The organism is Streptomyces sp. CA-251247, from assembly GCF_050952975.1.
GTDB classification, from domain to species: Bacteria; Actinomycetota; Actinomycetes; order Streptomycetales; family Streptomycetaceae; genus Streptomyces; species Streptomyces achmelvichensis.
This window is the reverse complement of the sequence record NZ_CP191861.1, coordinates 4,601,287-4,616,385: the sequence shown is the minus strand read 5'-3', so window position 1 is coordinate 4,616,385 and position 15,099 is coordinate 4,601,287. Positions and strand designations below refer to the sequence as shown.

At 65.0% G+C, this 15,099-nt stretch carries 10 protein-coding genes and 3 rRNA genes; 1 reads left to right on the top strand and 12 read right to left on the bottom strand.

Annotated elements, in window-relative coordinates; genetic code table 11:
- Window positions 1-11 precede the first annotated feature (11 nt).
- The 11 genes from ACQPWZ_RS20415 to ACQPWZ_RS20365 form a co-directional block, all read right to left on the bottom strand.
- A complete protein-coding gene (locus tag ACQPWZ_RS20415; protein WP_313944894.1) occupies window positions 12-1,073 on the bottom strand; it encodes a lysophospholipid acyltransferase family protein in 1,062 nt (353 codons plus the stop codon).
- A gap of 15 nt (window positions 1,074-1,088) precedes the next feature.
- Window positions 1,089-2,177, bottom strand: coding sequence for an NAD-dependent epimerase/dehydratase family protein (locus tag ACQPWZ_RS20410; protein ID WP_340474541.1), 1,089 nt, complete (start codon window positions 2,175-2,177; stop codon window positions 1,089-1,091).
- Window positions 2,178-2,342: 165 nt separating this feature from the next.
- Window positions 2,343-2,441, bottom strand: a complete 99-nt coding sequence (locus ACQPWZ_RS20405; RefSeq protein WP_003948845.1) for a 30S ribosomal protein bS22 — start codon at window positions 2,439-2,441, stop codon at window positions 2,343-2,345.
- A 122-nt stretch (window positions 2,442-2,563) separates the two neighbouring features.
- Complete coding sequence (locus tag ACQPWZ_RS20400) at window positions 2,564-2,776, bottom strand: helix-turn-helix domain-containing protein (protein WP_014046653.1); 213 nt, start codon at window positions 2,774-2,776, stop codon at window positions 2,564-2,566.
- A gap of 128 nt (window positions 2,777-2,904) precedes the next feature.
- On the bottom strand, window positions 2,905-3,720 hold the full coding sequence (locus ACQPWZ_RS20395) for a phosphatase (RefSeq protein WP_433572062.1): 816 nt from the start codon (window positions 3,718-3,720) through the stop codon (window positions 2,905-2,907).
- 163 nt (window positions 3,721-3,883) lie between these two features.
- A complete protein-coding gene (locus ACQPWZ_RS20390; protein WP_340474539.1) occupies window positions 3,884-5,059 on the bottom strand; it encodes an acetoin utilization protein AcuC in 1,176 nt (391 codons plus the stop codon).
- Window positions 5,010-6,263, bottom strand: coding sequence for an MFS transporter (locus ACQPWZ_RS20385; RefSeq protein ID WP_433572061.1), 1,254 nt, complete (start codon window positions 6,261-6,263; stop codon window positions 5,010-5,012). The genes ACQPWZ_RS20390 and ACQPWZ_RS20385 overlap by 50 nt, the downstream gene beginning before the upstream one ends.
- A gap of 64 nt (window positions 6,264-6,327) precedes the next feature.
- The gene (locus ACQPWZ_RS20380) at window positions 6,328-6,972 is read right to left on the bottom strand and encodes an HAD family hydrolase (RefSeq protein ID WP_356706491.1); all 645 of its coding nucleotides are present in this window, start codon (window positions 6,970-6,972) and stop codon (window positions 6,328-6,330) included.
- A 211-nt stretch (window positions 6,973-7,183) separates the two neighbouring features.
- Window positions 7,184-7,300: ribosomal RNA gene (rrf, locus tag ACQPWZ_RS20375) — 5S ribosomal RNA — on the bottom strand.
- An 88-nt stretch (window positions 7,301-7,388) separates the two neighbouring features.
- Window positions 7,389-10,512, bottom strand: a 23S ribosomal RNA gene (locus ACQPWZ_RS20370).
- A 307-nt stretch (window positions 10,513-10,819) separates the two neighbouring features.
- A 16S ribosomal RNA gene (locus tag ACQPWZ_RS20365) occupies window positions 10,820-12,345 on the bottom strand.
- Together the 16S, 23S and 5S rRNA genes form the textbook arrangement of a ribosomal RNA operon.
- A gap of 836 nt (window positions 12,346-13,181) precedes the next feature.
- On the opposite strand from ACQPWZ_RS20365, the gene trpS reads away from it, so the two are divergent.
- Window positions 13,182-14,177 (top strand): tryptophan--tRNA ligase, encoded by a 996-nt coding sequence (gene trpS, locus ACQPWZ_RS20360; protein WP_433572060.1) that lies wholly within the window; start codon window positions 13,182-13,184, stop codon window positions 14,175-14,177.
- Window positions 14,178-14,243: 66 nt separating this feature from the next.
- Here trpS and proC read toward each other — a convergent pair whose 3' ends face one another.
- Entirely contained in the window at window positions 14,244-15,053 is an 810-nt protein-coding gene (proC, locus tag ACQPWZ_RS20355; protein WP_313944902.1) for a pyrroline-5-carboxylate reductase, read from the bottom strand.
- Between the last annotated feature and the right edge of the window lie 46 nt (window positions 15,054-15,099).

The following is a 15,099-nucleotide window of genomic DNA, read 5'->3' as shown; positions in this document are numbered from 1 at the left end:
AGAACAGCGGCCTAGAAGAACACCGACCGCCGCTGCACCAGCAGCTTGTAGAGCGTGTGCTGGATCTGCTCCCGCACCTGATCCGTCAGGTTGAACATCAGCATCGGGTCCTCCGCCGCCTCCGGCGGATACCCGTCCGTCGGGATCGGCTCCCCGAACTGGATCGTCCACTTCGTCGGCAGCGGCACCGCGCCCAGCGGACCCAGCCACGGGAACGTCGGCGTGATCGGGAAGTACGGGAAGCCCAGCAGCCGCGCGAGGGTCTTCGCGTTGCCGATCATCGGGTAGATCTCCTCCGCCCCCACGATCGAGCACGGCACGATCGGAGCCCCCGCCCGCAGCGCCGTGGAGACGAACCCGCCCCGCCCGAACCTCTGAAGCTTGTAGCGGTCGCTGAACGGCTTCCCGATGCCCTTGAAGCCCTCCGGCATCACCCCGACGACCTCACCGCGCTGAAGGAGCCGCTCGGCGTCCTCGGAGCATGCCAGCGTGTGCCCGGCCTTGCGGGCCAGTTCGTTGACCACCGGCAGCATGAAGACCAGATCCGCGGCGAGCAGCCGCAGATGACGGCCCGCCGGATGGTTGTCGTGGACGGCGACCTGCATCATCAGACCGTCCAGCGGCAGCGTGCCCGAGTGGTTGGCCACCACCAGCGCTCCGCCGTCGGAGGGGATGTTCTCGATCCCCTTCACCTCGACCCGGAAGTACTTCTCGTACAGCGGCCGGACCATCGACATCAGGACCTGGTCGGTGAGGTCCTCGTCGTAGCCGAACTCGTCGACCTCGTAGTCCCCGGTGATCCGGCGGCGCAGGAACGCCAGACCGCCGGCGATCCGCCGGTCCCAGCCGCCGCCCCGCTCGGCCGGCGGCTGCACCGGCGGCTCCGGGTCGGGGGCGTCCGACGCCTTCAGCACCGGCTGCTGTGCAGGCAGCGGGCTCACGGGCATCTCCCGCATACCGCCGGGATCGGCCTTGCGCCGGCTCGTGCCGCCCGTGGGGCGCCGCCGCGCGGCACGCTGCGCGCTGCCGCGCGAACGGTCGTCGTCGAACGGAATGACCTTGGCGTCCGCCATCGTTGGCTGCGCTCCTTATTCGGCGTCGCTCTGAGTCGTCTGGAGGGAGGAGGCCGGACCGGCGGACCGGCCCGCGCCGACCGGCAGCGAGGCCGCCACCCGGTCCACCGCGTCCGCCAGGGCTTCCGGCGGCAGCAGCCCCGGCCCGCGGCTGCGGGCGAAGTCCGCGAAGGCCTCCGCGGTCGTGAACTTCGGCTGGAAGCCCAGGGTCTCGCGCATCTGCGTCGTACTCACCACCCGGCCGTGCGTCAGCAGCCGGATCTGCTCGGGCGAGAAGTCCGTGACACCGAGCGTACGCAGCGCGGAGCCGACCCAGGTGACCGCGGGCAGCAGAACCGGCAGTGTCGGCCGCCCGAGACGCCGTGAGCACTGCGAGAGCAGCAGCACACCGTCGCCCGCGATGTTGAACGTGCCGCTGTTGAGCGTGCCGCGCCGCGGCTCGTCGAGCGCGATCCGCAGCACGTCGATCACATCGTCCTCATGGACGAACTGCAGCCGCGGGTCGTAGCCGAAGACGGTCGGCATGACGGGCAGCGAGAAGAACTCGGCGAGCGGGGAGTCGGCGCACGGGCCGAGGATGTTCGCGAACCGCAGGACGCACACGGCGACGTCCGGGCGCCTGCGGGCGAACCCGCGGACGTATCCCTCGACCTCGACCGCGTCCTTCGCAAAGCCGCCGCTGGGCAGGGACTTGGGCGGTGTGGTCTCGGTGAACACCGCGGGGTCGCGGGGCGCCGAGCCGTACACGCTCGTACTCGACTTGATCACCAGCCGCTTGACGGTCGGCGACTTCTGGCAGGCGCCGAGCAGCTGCATGGTGCCGATGACGTTGGTCTCCTTGACCGTCGTCCGGCCGCCGGCGCCCAACGGCGTACCGGTCACGTCCATGTGCACGACCGTGTCGACGTCGTGCTCGGCCAGCACCCGCGCAATGGCCGGCTGGCGGATGTCGGCGCGTACGAAGTCGGCGCCGCCCAGATGGTGCTCGGGGTCCACCGCATCGACACCGATCACCCGGTCCACTCCGGGATCCCGGAGGATGCGCCGTACCAGCCGCCCTCCGAGCTGCCGGGCCACACCGGTGACGAGCACGACCTTGCCCAAGATCAGCGCCTTCCCTTAGGTCCACCCCACCCTTATCCGTCACCGTAGCGGTTCGGTGTTGCGCTGTGATGACCGCACGACGCTGTTTCGCCAGTGGACGCACCGCGGCCCCTCCACCGAAACGGTGGAGGGGCCGTGATGACACGTACAGCTGCCGTAACGGAATTACTTCTTGTTACGACGCTGAACGCGGGTGCGCTTGAGCAGCTTGCGGTGCTTCTTCTTCGCCATCCGCTTGCGCCGCTTCTTGATAACAGAGCCCACGACTACCCTCGCTCACTTCTCTTCACTCGGTGCGGGGCGTCTGGGCCCACACGACCTACGTCGGCCTAGCCTACCCGCCATAACCCCGAGCCTGTAATCCGAGGGCAGCCGCCCTGCTCGGGCTACGCGGATTCCACCCCCACAAAGGACTCGCGGAGGTATTCGTGAACCGCTTGCTCCGGTACCCGGAAGGACCTCCCCACCCGGATGGCCGGCAGATGACCGCTGTGCACCAACCGGTACACGGTCATCTTCGACACCCTCATCACCGAGGCGACCTCCGCCACGGTAAGGAACTTGACCTCGTTGAGAGGCCTCTCGCTGCCAGCAGCCATGACCCACCTGTACCTTCCGCACATGACGCACACCGGCTTCCCCTCCGGTGACTCTTCGTCGCTGTGCGCTCACTCCCCAGACTAGGGGCGGGTGGTGCGAGTGGGGAAGAGGAGCAGCGATCGGCCGCCTACTGTGACAGACACGCTCGATTGAGTACATAGCGCGTCAGCGGTAGGTAGTAATCGGACCGCACAGCGTCATCAAGCGGAACGACCACGGACACCTGCCCCTCTGCCTCCCCGACGAAGAGCGCCGGATCGTCGGTGTCGGCGAGCCCGATCGCGTCAATCCCCAGCTGACCTGCCCCGCAGACCCATCCGTGGTCACCGACGACCAGGTCCGGCAGGGGCCCGCAGCCCTCCGCGACCCCCTCCAGAGCGACCCGAACCGGCAAGGGGGAATGGGTGTGTGCGCCGGTCTCACTCCCGGCGCCCCGAACGCCGGCCTCGCGCACCATCGCGACGCCCCGTACGTAGTCAAGGTTGTGCGTGCGTACGCCGAACCGGGTCGTTATGTCGACACATCGCCCCTGCGCCGGGGTGAGAACGACGCAGCCCGCCGCCGACAAAGCGTCTGCCAGCCCGGCGTAGAAGCCGAGCAGCCGGTGCGGATGCCCGGTCCCGAGCAGCACAGCTCCCCCACGAGCAGCAACGGCACCAAGCCGTTCGGCGAAGGCGGCGAGCGCGGTCAGCGTCCGCTCGGGGTCGATGACATCGGGCCCGTCGACACAGGCAGGATCGTCCGAAACGCCACACCTGTCGGCCATCAGAGCGATCAACTCCCGCTCGCTCCAGTCCCGTTCGGGAAGGAGTCCGAGGGTGGCGCGGGGATCACGCGCGGCGAAGAGCCGGTAACTGCGCAGACTCGCCTCCCGCGACGTGGCGACGGCTCCGGCCAACCGGGCCGCCAGAAGATGCGCCCGCAGCGCTCCGGTACTCAACACGCTCCCGATGCTCCCGCAGCGGACGCGGGCCCGTACGAAAAGGAGGGAGTGACCGCACGGTTGGCGTAACGGGGGTAAGGGGCGGACGCAGCAGTGCCGTACGGCCGCGCGGCGGCCACTCGGTGCCGCTCCACCGCACGGCGCCGGTCAGGGGGCCGTGCGCCTACGGCAGCAGCCCCCTGAGCGGGAACACCGCCCGCCGCGTCGCCAGCACCGCCTGGTCCAGACGGTCCGCCGGGTCGTACCCCGCCTCCCACTCGCGCCACGTCGGCGTACGGCCGTCCGTCATCCGTCCCGGCCCCAGCTGCCGCGTCCGCGCGTACACTTCGTCCCGCCACGTCGACGGGATCACCGACTCCGGGTCCACCGGGGCATGTCCGGCGATCCCCACCAGATGCGTCCAGGACCTGGGGACCACGTCCACCACCGCGTATCCGCCGCCCCCGAGCGCGACCCACCGGCCGCCGTCCACATGGTCGTGGGCCAGCGCATGGCACGACTCCTGGACCGCCCGCTGTGCGTCCAGCGACACCGCCAGATGCGCCAGCGGGTCCTCGAAGTGCGTGTCCGCCCCGTGCTGCGTCACCAGGACGTCCGGCCGGAAGTCGGCCAGCAGCTCCGGCACCACCGCATGGAACGCCCGGAGCCACCCCTCGTCACCCGTCCCGGCCGGCAGCGCCACATTGACCGCGCTGCCCGCGGCCGCACCGTCCCCGCCCGTCTCCTCCGGCCACCCGGTACCGGGGAACAGCATCCGCGGATGCTCGTGCATCGAGATCGTCAGCACCCGCGGATCGTCCCAGAACGCCGCCTGGACGCCGTCCCCGTGATGCACATCCACATCGACGTACGCGACCCGCTGCGCACCCAGCTCCAGCAGCCGCGCGATCGCCAGCGACGCGTCGTTGTAGATGCAGAACCCCGAGGCCGAACCGGGCATCGCATGGTGCAGACCGCCCGCGAAGTTCACCGCGTGCGCGGCCTCACCCCGCCAGACCGCCTCCGCGGCCCCGACCGACTGCCCCGCGATCAGCGCGGACGCCTCGTGCATCCCCGCGAAGGCCGGATCGTCCATCGTGCCGAGCCCGTACGACTGGTCAGCCGACTTCGGGTCCGCCGAGGCCGCCCGGACCGCCGCCACATAGTCCTCACGGTGCACGAGCCGGAGCGTGGAGTCCCCGGCAGACTTCGCGGACACCACGTCCAGCGCACGGTCCAGCCCGTACGCCCGCACCAACCCCATGGTCAGCGCGAGCCGCACCGGATCCATCGGATGGCTGCTCCCGAAGTCATACTTCGTTACCGCCTCGTCCCACATCAACAATCCGCGGCCGCTCATGCCCGCCACCGTATCCGGCCGGCTCCGCGCCGAACGAGCGGGCGTACCGCAACGTCACCAGCACCAACACCATCGGCACGACCATCGCCCACCGATAGCTCCAGGCGTCCCCGAGCGCTCCGACGAGCGGTGAACCGACCAGGAAGCCGACGTAGTTGAAGATGTTCAGCCTGGCCACCGCCGCATCGCTCGCCCCGGGCCCCCCGGCCTCGACCGCCCGCCGTCCGGCCGCGGCGAACGTCTGCGGCACGATCACACACAACCCGAACCCCAGCAGGGTGAAGCCGAGAATCCCCACCGCAGGCCCCGGAGCGACCGCCACCACGGCGAACCCGGCCGCGGCCAGCACCGTCCCGCACCGCACGACCGCCACGGCACCGAACCGCCGCACCCCCAGGTCACCCACCGCCCGGCCCAGCAGCGTCGTCACCATGTACGCGTTGTACGGGACGGTCGCGACCTCCTCCGAGCTCCCGAGCACGTCCTGCAGATACTTCGCGCTCCAGTTGGAGACCGTCGAGTCCCCGATGTAGGCGAAGGCCATCACCAGGCAGAACGGCAGCAGCAACCGGAACCCGACACCCGCCCCGTCGCGCTCCCCCGGTGCGGCGTCCGGCGCCTGCGGAACCCGCTCCTGATCCGCGTACCACCGGCTCCCCACCAGCACCACCGGCAGCAGCACACCCACCACCGGCAGATACGAGACCAACAGCGACAGGTCCCAGTGCGCGCCCGCCCACGCGAGCGAGGCGCCGGCGATCCCGCCGAGGCTGTACGCCGCATGGAAACCGAGCATGATGCTGCGCCCGTACGCCCGCTGAAGGCTCACCCCGAGCATGTTCATGGACGCGTCCAGCGCACCCACCGCGAGCCCGAAGACCCCGAGGGCGAGCGCCACCTGCCACACGTCGGTCCCGGCGGCGACCCCCAGCAGCGCCAGCATCACCACCGGCTGGGACCACCGCAGTACGGCACTGGGGGCGATCCGCCGCACCAGCCGCTCGGTGACCACGCTCCCCACACCGGCGAGAATCGGCACCGCGGCCAGGAAGACGGGCAGCAGGGCGTCGGATATCCCGTACCGGTCCTGCACCGCGGGTATGCGCGTCACGAGCAGCGCGAACGCCACTCCCTGCGCGAAAAAGCTCAACGCCAACGAGCCGCGACCACGCCGCAACCGCTGCCCCAACCGCGCATCCGTCATGGCCGGACAGCGTAGGCCGATGCCCTACCCAGCGGTAGATCGATCACGCAACCAATCGGCCGGATCAGACGAGCAGTTCGGGCAGCTCGGCCATGGACCCGAAGTACCCCTTGGCACCGGCCAGCTTCTCGGCGGCGGTCATCGCCGTGAACCCGTAGACATCCATGCCGGCCGCCTTCGCAGCGGTCACCCCGAGCGGGCTGTCCTCCACGACGACACAGCGCTCCGGGGCAACGCCCATCCGCTCGGCGGCATGCAGAAACAGATCCGGCTCCGGCTTCCCCCGGCCCACGTCCTGCGCACTGAAGACATTGCCCTCACGGAACCACAGGTCCAGCCCGGTCTTCCGGTGCCCGACGCGGATCCGCTCATGGCTCCCCGACGACGCGACGCAGTACGGCACCCCTTCGGCCACCAGCTTCCCCAGCACCTCGGTCACTCCGTCGACAGCCACCAACTCCCGCTCGAAAGCGGCGAAGACTCGCGCATGCAGCGTGTCGTCGAAGTCCTCGGGCAGTCGCCGGCCGGTCCGCTCCAGCACGAGGTCGTGCACACGATGCACAGCCGCCCCCATGTAGTCACGCAGCGAGTCCTCGTACGAGGTGGGGTGCCCCAGCTCGGTCAGGAAGCCGGCGAGGATGGTGTTCGAGATCGGCTCACTGTCGACGAGCACACCGTCGTTGTCGAAGATGACCAGTTCATAGCGCATGGCCCCACCCTAAGGAGCCTCAGGAGGCCCCTACGCGGCGCACTGCGTCCAGGCCTCAGGTCAACAGGTCCTCGTGGTCGAAGACATGGTCCGTCCCGGAGAACGTCGATTCCGGCCGCCGAAACACGCATGCCGATTCCGTCGGCGATCGGTCGTGAACGCAAAAATGCCTCAACCCCCGGACATCGTCCAGGGGTTGAGGCTAAAAATTGTTCGGCGGCGTCCTACTCTCCCACAGGGTCCCCCCTGCAGTACCATCGGCGCTGAAAGGCTTAGCTTCCGGGTTCGGAATGTAACCGGGCGTTTCCCTAACGCAATGACCACCGAAACACTATGAAGATATCGACCCGGAACCCACACAGACGGGGGTTCGACAGTTCGTTACTTCAGAACTAACACAGTGGACGCGAGCAACTGAGGACAAGCCCTCGGCCTATTAGTACCGGTCAACTCCACCCATTACTGGGCTTCCATATCCGGCCTATCAACCCAGTCGTCTACTGGGAGCCTTACCCTCTCAAGGAGGTGGGAATACTCATCTCGAAGCAGGCTTCCCGCTTAGATGCTTTCAGCGGTTATCCCTCCCGAACGTAGCCAACCAGCCATGCCCTTGGCAGGACAACTGGCACACCAGAGGTTCGTCCGTCCCGGTCCTCTCGTACTAGGGACAGCCCTTCTCAATATTCCTACGCGCACAGCGGATAGGGACCGAACTGTCTCACGACGTTCTAAACCCAGCTCGCGTACCGCTTTAATGGGCGAACAGCCCAACCCTTGGGACCGACTCCAGCCCCAGGATGCGACGAGCCGACATCGAGGTGCCAAACCATCCCGTCGATATGGACTCTTGGGGAAGATCAGCCTGTTATCCCCGGGGTACCTTTTATCCGTTGAGCGACGGCGCTTCCACAAGCCACCGCCGGATCACTAGTCCCGACTTTCGTCCCTGCTCGACCCGTCGGTCTCACAGTCAAGCTCCCTTGTGCACTTACACTCAACACCTGATTGCCAACCAGGCTGAGGGAACCTTTGGGCGCCTCCGTTACTTTTTGGGAGGCAACCGCCCCAGTTAAACTACCCATCAGACACTGTCCCTGATCCGGATCACGGACCCAGGTTAGACATCCAGCACGACCAGAGTGGTATTTCAACGATGACTCCACAACCACTGGCGTGGCCGCTTCACAGTCTCCCACCTATCCTACACAAGCCGAACCGAACACCAATATCAAACTGTAGTAAAGGTCCCGGGGTCTTTCCGTCCTGCTGCGCGAAACGAGCATCTTTACTCGTAGTGCAATTTCACCGGGCCTATGGTTGAGACAGTCGAGAAGTCGTTACGCCATTCGTGCAGGTCGGAACTTACCCGACAAGGAATTTCGCTACCTTAGGATGGTTATAGTTACCACCGCCGTTTACTGGCGCTTAAGTTCTCAGCTTCGCACGCCCGAAAGCGTACTAACCGGTCCCCTTAACGTTCCAGCACCGGGCAGGCGTCAGTCCGTATACATCGCCTTACGGCTTCGCACGGACCTGTGTTTTTAGTAAACAGTCGCTTCTCGCTGGTCTCTGCGGCCACCCCCAGCTCGAGGAGCAAGTCCTCTCACCAGTGATGGCCCCCCTTCTCCCGAAGTTACGGGGGCATTTTGCCGAGTTCCTTAACCATAGTTCACCCGAACGCCTCGGTATTCTCTACCTGACCACCTGAGTCGGTTTAGGGTACGGGCCGCCATGAAACTCGCTAGAGGCTTTTCTCGACAGCATAGGATCATCCACTTCACCACAATCGGCTCGGCATCAGGTCTCAGCCTTAATGTGTGACGGATTTGCCTATCACACGGCCTACACCCTTACCCCGGGACAACCACCGCCCGGGCTGGACTACCTTCCTGCGTCACCCCATCGCTTACCTACTACCACCTTGGATCGCCGGCTCCACCACTTTCCATTCCCCGAAGGGTCCGGAACGGCTTCACGGGCTTAGCATTAATGGGCTCGATATTGGGCGTTTCAAAGCGGGTACCGGAATATCAACCGGTTGTCCATCGACTACGCCTGTCGGCCTCGCCTTAGGTCCCGACTTACCCTGGGCAGATCAGCTTGACCCAGGAACCCTTAGTCAATCGGCGCACACGTTTCTCACGTGTGTATCGCTACTCATGCCTGCATTCTCACTCGTGAACCGTCCACCACTGCCTTCCGGCGCGGCTTCACCCGGCACACGACGCTCCCCTACCCATCCGTACTCCCGTTGGGGATATATGTACGAATGACACGACTTCGGCGGTACGCTTGAGCCCCGCTACATTGTCGGCGCGGAATCACTTGACCAGTGAGCTATTACGCACTCTTTCAAGGGTGGCTGCTTCTAAGCCAACCTCCTGGTTGTCTCTGCGACTCCACATCCTTTCCCACTTAGCGTACGCTTAGGGGCCTTAGTCGATGCTCTGGGCTGTTTCCCTCTCGACCATGGAGCTTATCCCCCACAGTCTCACTGCCGTGCTCTCACTTACCGGCATTCGGAGTTTGGCTAAGGTCAGTAACCCGGTAGGGCCCATCGCCTATCCAGTGCTCTACCTCCGGCAAGAAACACACGACGCTGCACCTAAATGCATTTCGGGGAGAACCAGCTATCACGGAGTTTGATTGGCCTTTCACCCCTAACCACAGGTCATCCCCCAGGTTTTCAACCCTGGTGGGTTCGGTCCTCCACGACCTCTTACAGCCGCTTCAACCTGCCCATGGCTAGATCACTCCGCTTCGGGTCTTGAGCGCGCTACTATGTCGCCCTATTCGGACTCGCTTTCGCTACGGCTTCCCCACACGGGTTAACCTCGCAACACACCGCAAACTCGCAGGCTCATTCTTCAAAAGGCACGCAGTCACGACGCAAGGAACAAGTTCCTTGCGCGACGCTCCCACGGCTTGTAGGCACACGGTTTCAGGTACTATTTCACTCCGCTCCCGCGGTACTTTTCACCATTCCCTCACGGTACTATCCGCTATCGGTCACCAGGGAATATTTAGGCTTAACGGGTGGTCCCGCCAGATTCACACGGGATTTCTCGGGCCCCGTGCTACTTGGGTGTCTCTTAAACGAGCCGCATGAATTTCAGCTACGGGGGTCTTACCCTCTACGCCGGACCTTTCGCATGTCCTTCGCCTATCCATACGGTTTCTGACTCGTCTCACCGCCGGCAGACGATGATAAAGAGATCCCACAACCCCGCATGCGCAACCCCTGCCGGGTATCACACGCATACGGTTTGGCCTCATCCGGTTTCGCTCGCCACTACTCCCGGAATCACGGTTGTTTTCTCTTCCTGAGGGTACTGAGATGTTTCACTTCCCCTCGTTCCCTCCACACTGCCTATGTGTTCAGCAGCGGGTGACAGCCCATGACGACTGCCGGGTTTCCCCATTCGGAAACCCCCGGATCAAAGCCTGGTTGACGACTCCCCGGGGACTATCGTGGCCTCCCACGTCCTTCATCGGTTCCTGGTGCCAAGGCATCCACCGTGCGCCCTTAAAAACTTGGCCACAGATGCTCGCGTCCACTGTGCAGTTCTCAAGCAACGACCAGCCACCCACCACCCCACCCAACAGGGCGAGTTCACTGGGGCCGGCATCGCGAAGGACGAGCTCACGCTCGCACCCTCAGATACCCAACAGCGCGCCCGGCACGACCAGCCTGGAGTCACGTTCCACACTCCGAAGAGCAGTACTAGTGATCCCTGCGGATCGTGCCGAATAGTCAACGTTCCACCCATGAGCAACCAGCACCGGACATTCGCCGATGTACTGGCCTCTGACCAGATCCGAAGATCCGGTAAGAAGTGCTCCTTAGAAAGGAGGTGATCCAGCCGCACCTTCCGGTACGGCTACCTTGTTACGACTTCGTCCCAATCGCCAGTCCCACCTTCGACAGCTCCCTCCCACAAGGGGTTGGGCCACCGGCTTCGGGTGTTACCGACTTTCGTGACGTGACGGGCGGTGTGTACAAGGCCCGGGAACGTATTCACCGCAGCAATGCTGATCTGCGATTACTAGCAACTCCGACTTCATGGGGTCGAGTTGCAGACCCCAATCCGAACTGAGACCGGCTTTTTGAGATTCGCTCCGCCTCGCGGCATCGCAGCTCATTGTACCGGCCATTGTAGCACGTGTGCAGCCCAAGACATAAGGGGCATGATGACTTGACGTCGTCCCCACCTTCCTCCGAGTTGACCCCGGCAGTCTCCTGTGAGTCCCCATCACCCCGAAGGGCATGCTGGCAACACAGAACAAGGGTTGCGCTCGTTGCGGGACTTAACCCAACATCTCACGACACGAGCTGACGACAGCCATGCACCACCTGTCACCCGACCACAAGGGGGGCACCATCTCTGATGCTTTCCGGGCGATGTCAAGCCTTGGTAAGGTTCTTCGCGTTGCGTCGAATTAAGCCACATGCTCCGCTGCTTGTGCGGGCCCCCGTCAATTCCTTTGAGTTTTAGCCTTGCGGCCGTACTCCCCAGGCGGGGAACTTAATGCGTTAGCTGCGGCACCGACGACGTGGAATGTCGCCAACACCTAGTTCCCAACGTTTACGGCGTGGACTACCAGGGTATCTAATCCTGTTCGCTCCCCACGCTTTCGCTCCTCAGCGTCAGTAATGGCCCAGAGATCCGCCTTCGCCACCGGTGTTCCTCCTGATATCTGCGCATTTCACCGCTACACCAGGAATTCCGATCTCCCCTACCACACTCTAGCTAGCCCGTATCGAATGCAGACCCGGGGTTAAGCCCCGGGCTTTCACATCCGACGTGACAAGCCGCCTACGAGCTCTTTACGCCCAATAATTCCGGACAACGCTTGCGCCCTACGTATTACCGCGGCTGCTGGCACGTAGTTAGCCGGCGCTTCTTCTGCAGGTACCGTCACTTTCGCTTCTTCCCTGCTGAAAGAGGTTTACAACCCGAAGGCCGTCATCCCTCACGCGGCGTCGCTGCATCAGGCTTTCGCCCATTGTGCAATATTCCCCACTGCTGCCTCCCGTAGGAGTCTGGGCCGTGTCTCAGTCCCAGTGTGGCCGGTCGCCCTCTCAGGCCGGCTACCCGTCGTCGCCTTGGTAGGCCATCACCCCACCAACAAGCTGATAGGCCGCGGGCTCATCCTTCACCGCCGGAGCTTTCAACCCCTCCCCATGCAGGAAGGAGTGTTATCCGGTATTAGACCCCGTTTCCAGGGCTTGTCCCAGAGTGAAGGGCAGATTGCCCACGTGTTACTCACCCGTTCGCCACTAATCCACCCCGAAGGGCTTCATCGTTCGACTTGCATGTGTTAAGCACGCCGCCAGCGTTCGTCCTGAGCCAGGATCAAACTCTCCATGAATGTTTTCCCGTAATCGGGATGAACACCACAAGAGCGGAACAGCCGATCGGAATAAGACCGACTGTTCACAGCGTCCTCGCTGTGTCATTGCCTACCAACCCACAAGGGGCCGGCAGGACTTTCAAAGGAACCTCGCCATCCGAAGATGGACGGGGTATCAACATATCTGGCGTTGACTTTTGGCACGCTGTTGAGTTCTCAAGGAACGGACGCTTCCTTTGTACTCACCCTCTCGGGCTTTCCTCCGGGCGCTTCCCTTCGGTCTTGCGTTTCCGACTCTATCAGACTCTTTCGTGTCCGATTCCCCGGCCGGCGGGGCTGCTTTCCGGCCTTTCGGCTTTCCGGCGATTCCGACTCTATCAGATCCTTTCGGGCCTGATTCCCGGTCGAACTCGGGTTGTCATTCCGGCTGTTGGGCCGTTCCGACGAGTGAGACTTTAGCGGAATCATCCGCCCCGACGCTAATCGGGGCTGCGTCCGTTCGAACGCAGATTCCTCATTTCGCAAATGCGCACAGAAAGACAAGCGACGAAGCGTCGCTCGCTCGTAGTGTGTCCTGCGGAATGGCTGTCCGGGGACCAACCGAAGTCGGTGCTCACGTCGGACAACTCGGAGAACACTACGTACCCGTGTTTGCCGTGTCAACCGGCGCCCGGTGCCGTAGCCTCTGCTGCATGACCTCGCGTACGTGCTTCCTTCAGTGGTGGGCCGCCTGACGGCGGCCGGCACGCACGTATGCACCCAACGGCCGCCGCCTCGGCGGCCGTTTTTGTGTCTCCCTCCCCTGGGGGCCGGCCGCTCGGTGCGGCGGCTCCGAGCAGGAGACGGAGAACGTGATGACGCGGATCTTCAGCGGGATCAAGCCGACAGGGCACCTCACGCTGGGCAACTACCTCGGGGCACTCCGGCGGTGGGTCGAGGTCGACCAGCATGAGGCGGACGCGCTGTTCAGCGTGGTCGATCTGCACGCGCTGACGATCGACCACGATCCCGCGCGGGTGCGCAGACTCAGCAGGCAGGCGGCCACGATGATGCTGGCCGCGGGGCTGGATCCGGAGCTGTGCACCCTGTTCGTACGGAGCCATGTGGACGAACACACCCGGCTCTCGTATCTGCTGGAGTGCACGGCGACGGACGGCGAGCTGCGGCGGATGATCCAGTACAAGGAGAAGAGTGCGCCGGCGCGGGCGGCCGGACAGAGCGTGCGGGTGTCCCTGCTGACCTATCCGGCGCTGATGGCGGCCGACATCCTCGCCTATGGGACGGACGAGGTCCCCGTGGGTGAGGACCAGACGCAGCATGTGGAGCTGGCCCGGGATCTCGCGGTGCGGTTCAACCAGCGGTACGGGCACACCTTCACGGTGCCGAAGGCGACGCATCCGTCGGTCGCGGCGCGGGTCATGGACCTCCAGGACCCCACGTCGAAGATGGGCAAGTCGCACGAGTCGGGTGCCGGAATCATCTATCTCCTCGACGACGCGGACGTGGTGCGCAAGAAGGTCATGCGTGCGGTGACGGACAGCGGCACCGACGTCACGTACGACCGGGAGAACAGTCCGGGGATCGCGAATCTCCTGGAGATCCTGGCGTCCTGTTCCGGTGGGAACCCCATGGGGCTGGCCGGTGTATACGAGTCGTACGGGGCCTTGAAGAAGGACACGGCCGACGCGGTGGTGGAGCTGCTGAGGCCCATCAGGGAGCGCTATGCCGAGCTGGCGGCGGACGCGGGACACGTCGACGAGGTGGTGAAGAAGGGAGCGGAGCGGGCCAGGGGGATGGCCCGGCCGAGGGTGAATGCCGCATATGAGGCGATCGGGCTGCTTCCCGGGTAACCGGCCGGGTCCGTTCACCGCCGTGGCGCCGCGGCGGTGAACGGAGCGACAGGGGAAGCGCGGTGGTCAGCCGTTGCCGGAGGCGAGCTCGCGGCTGCGGTCGCGGGCCGCCTCGATGGCGGCGATCAGGGCGGCGCGCACACCGTGGTTCTCGAGTTCGCGGATGGCGCTGATCGTGGTGCCCGCGGGGGAGGTGACGGCTTCACGGAGCTTGACGGGATGTTCGCCGCTGTCGCGAAGCATGATGGCGGCGCCGATGGCGGCCTGCACGATGAGGTCGTGGGCCTGGGCGCGGGGCAGGCCGAGGAGGATGCCGGCGTCGGTCATGGCCTCGACGAGGAAGTAGAAGTACGCCGGCCCCGAGCCGGACAGGGCGGTGGCCGCGTCCTGCTGGGACTCGGGCACCCGCAGCGTCTTTCCGACGCCGCCGAAGATCTCCTCGGCGTGGGCGAGGTGGCCGGCGGTGGCGTGGTTGCCGGCCGAGATCACGGACATGCCCTCGTCGACGAGCACGGGGGTGTTGGGCATGACGCGGACGACGGGGGTGCCTGCGGCCAGGCGCTCCTCGATGAAGGAGGTGGGGATGCCGGCTGCGGCGCTGATGATGAGCCGGTCGGCGGTGATGTGGGGCGCGAGTTCGTCGAGGAGTTTGCCCATGTCCTGGGGCTTCACGGCCAGGATGAGGATGTCGGCCCGCTTGGCGGCTTCGGCGTTGGTGACCGGTTCGACGCCGTAGCGGGTGCGGAGCTCTGTGGCGCGGTCGGAGCGACGGGTGGTGACCAGCAGGTCGGCGGACCGCCAGCCGGCGCGGATCATGCCGCTGAGGAGTGCCTCGCCGATCTTGCCCGTGCCGAGGACTGCGACTGTCTGGGTCATGGATCTGTTCACCTCGCCGGTGGGGATACGTGCGCTCATCCTCGCA

What these genes read in the sequence shown, in the direction of transcription:
- ACQPWZ_RS20415 (WP_313944894.1), bottom strand. Translation starts at nt 1,073, where the DNA reads ATGGCGGACGCCAAGGTCATTCCGTTCGACGACGACCGTTCGCGCGGC.
- ACQPWZ_RS20400 (WP_014046653.1), bottom strand. Translation starts at nt 2,776, where the DNA reads ATGGCTGCTGGCAGCGAGAGGCCTCTCAACGAGGTCAAGTTCCTTACC.
- ACQPWZ_RS20390 (WP_340474539.1), bottom strand. Translation starts at nt 5,059, where the DNA reads ATGAGCGGCCGCGGATTGTTGATGTGGGACGAGGCGGTAACGAAGTAT.
- ACQPWZ_RS20385 (WP_433572061.1), bottom strand. Translation starts at nt 6,263, where the DNA reads ATGACGGATGCGCGGTTGGGGCAGCGGTTGCGGCGTGGTCGCGGCTCG.
- ACQPWZ_RS20380 (WP_356706491.1), bottom strand. Translation starts at nt 6,972, where the DNA reads ATGCGCTATGAACTGGTCATCTTCGACAACGACGGTGTGCTCGTCGAC.
- trpS (WP_433572060.1), top strand. Translation starts at nt 13,182, where the DNA reads ATGACGCGGATCTTCAGCGGGATCAAGCCGACAGGGCACCTCACGCTG.
- proC (WP_313944902.1), bottom strand. Translation starts at nt 15,053, where the DNA reads ATGACCCAGACAGTCGCAGTCCTCGGCACGGGCAAGATCGGCGAGGCA.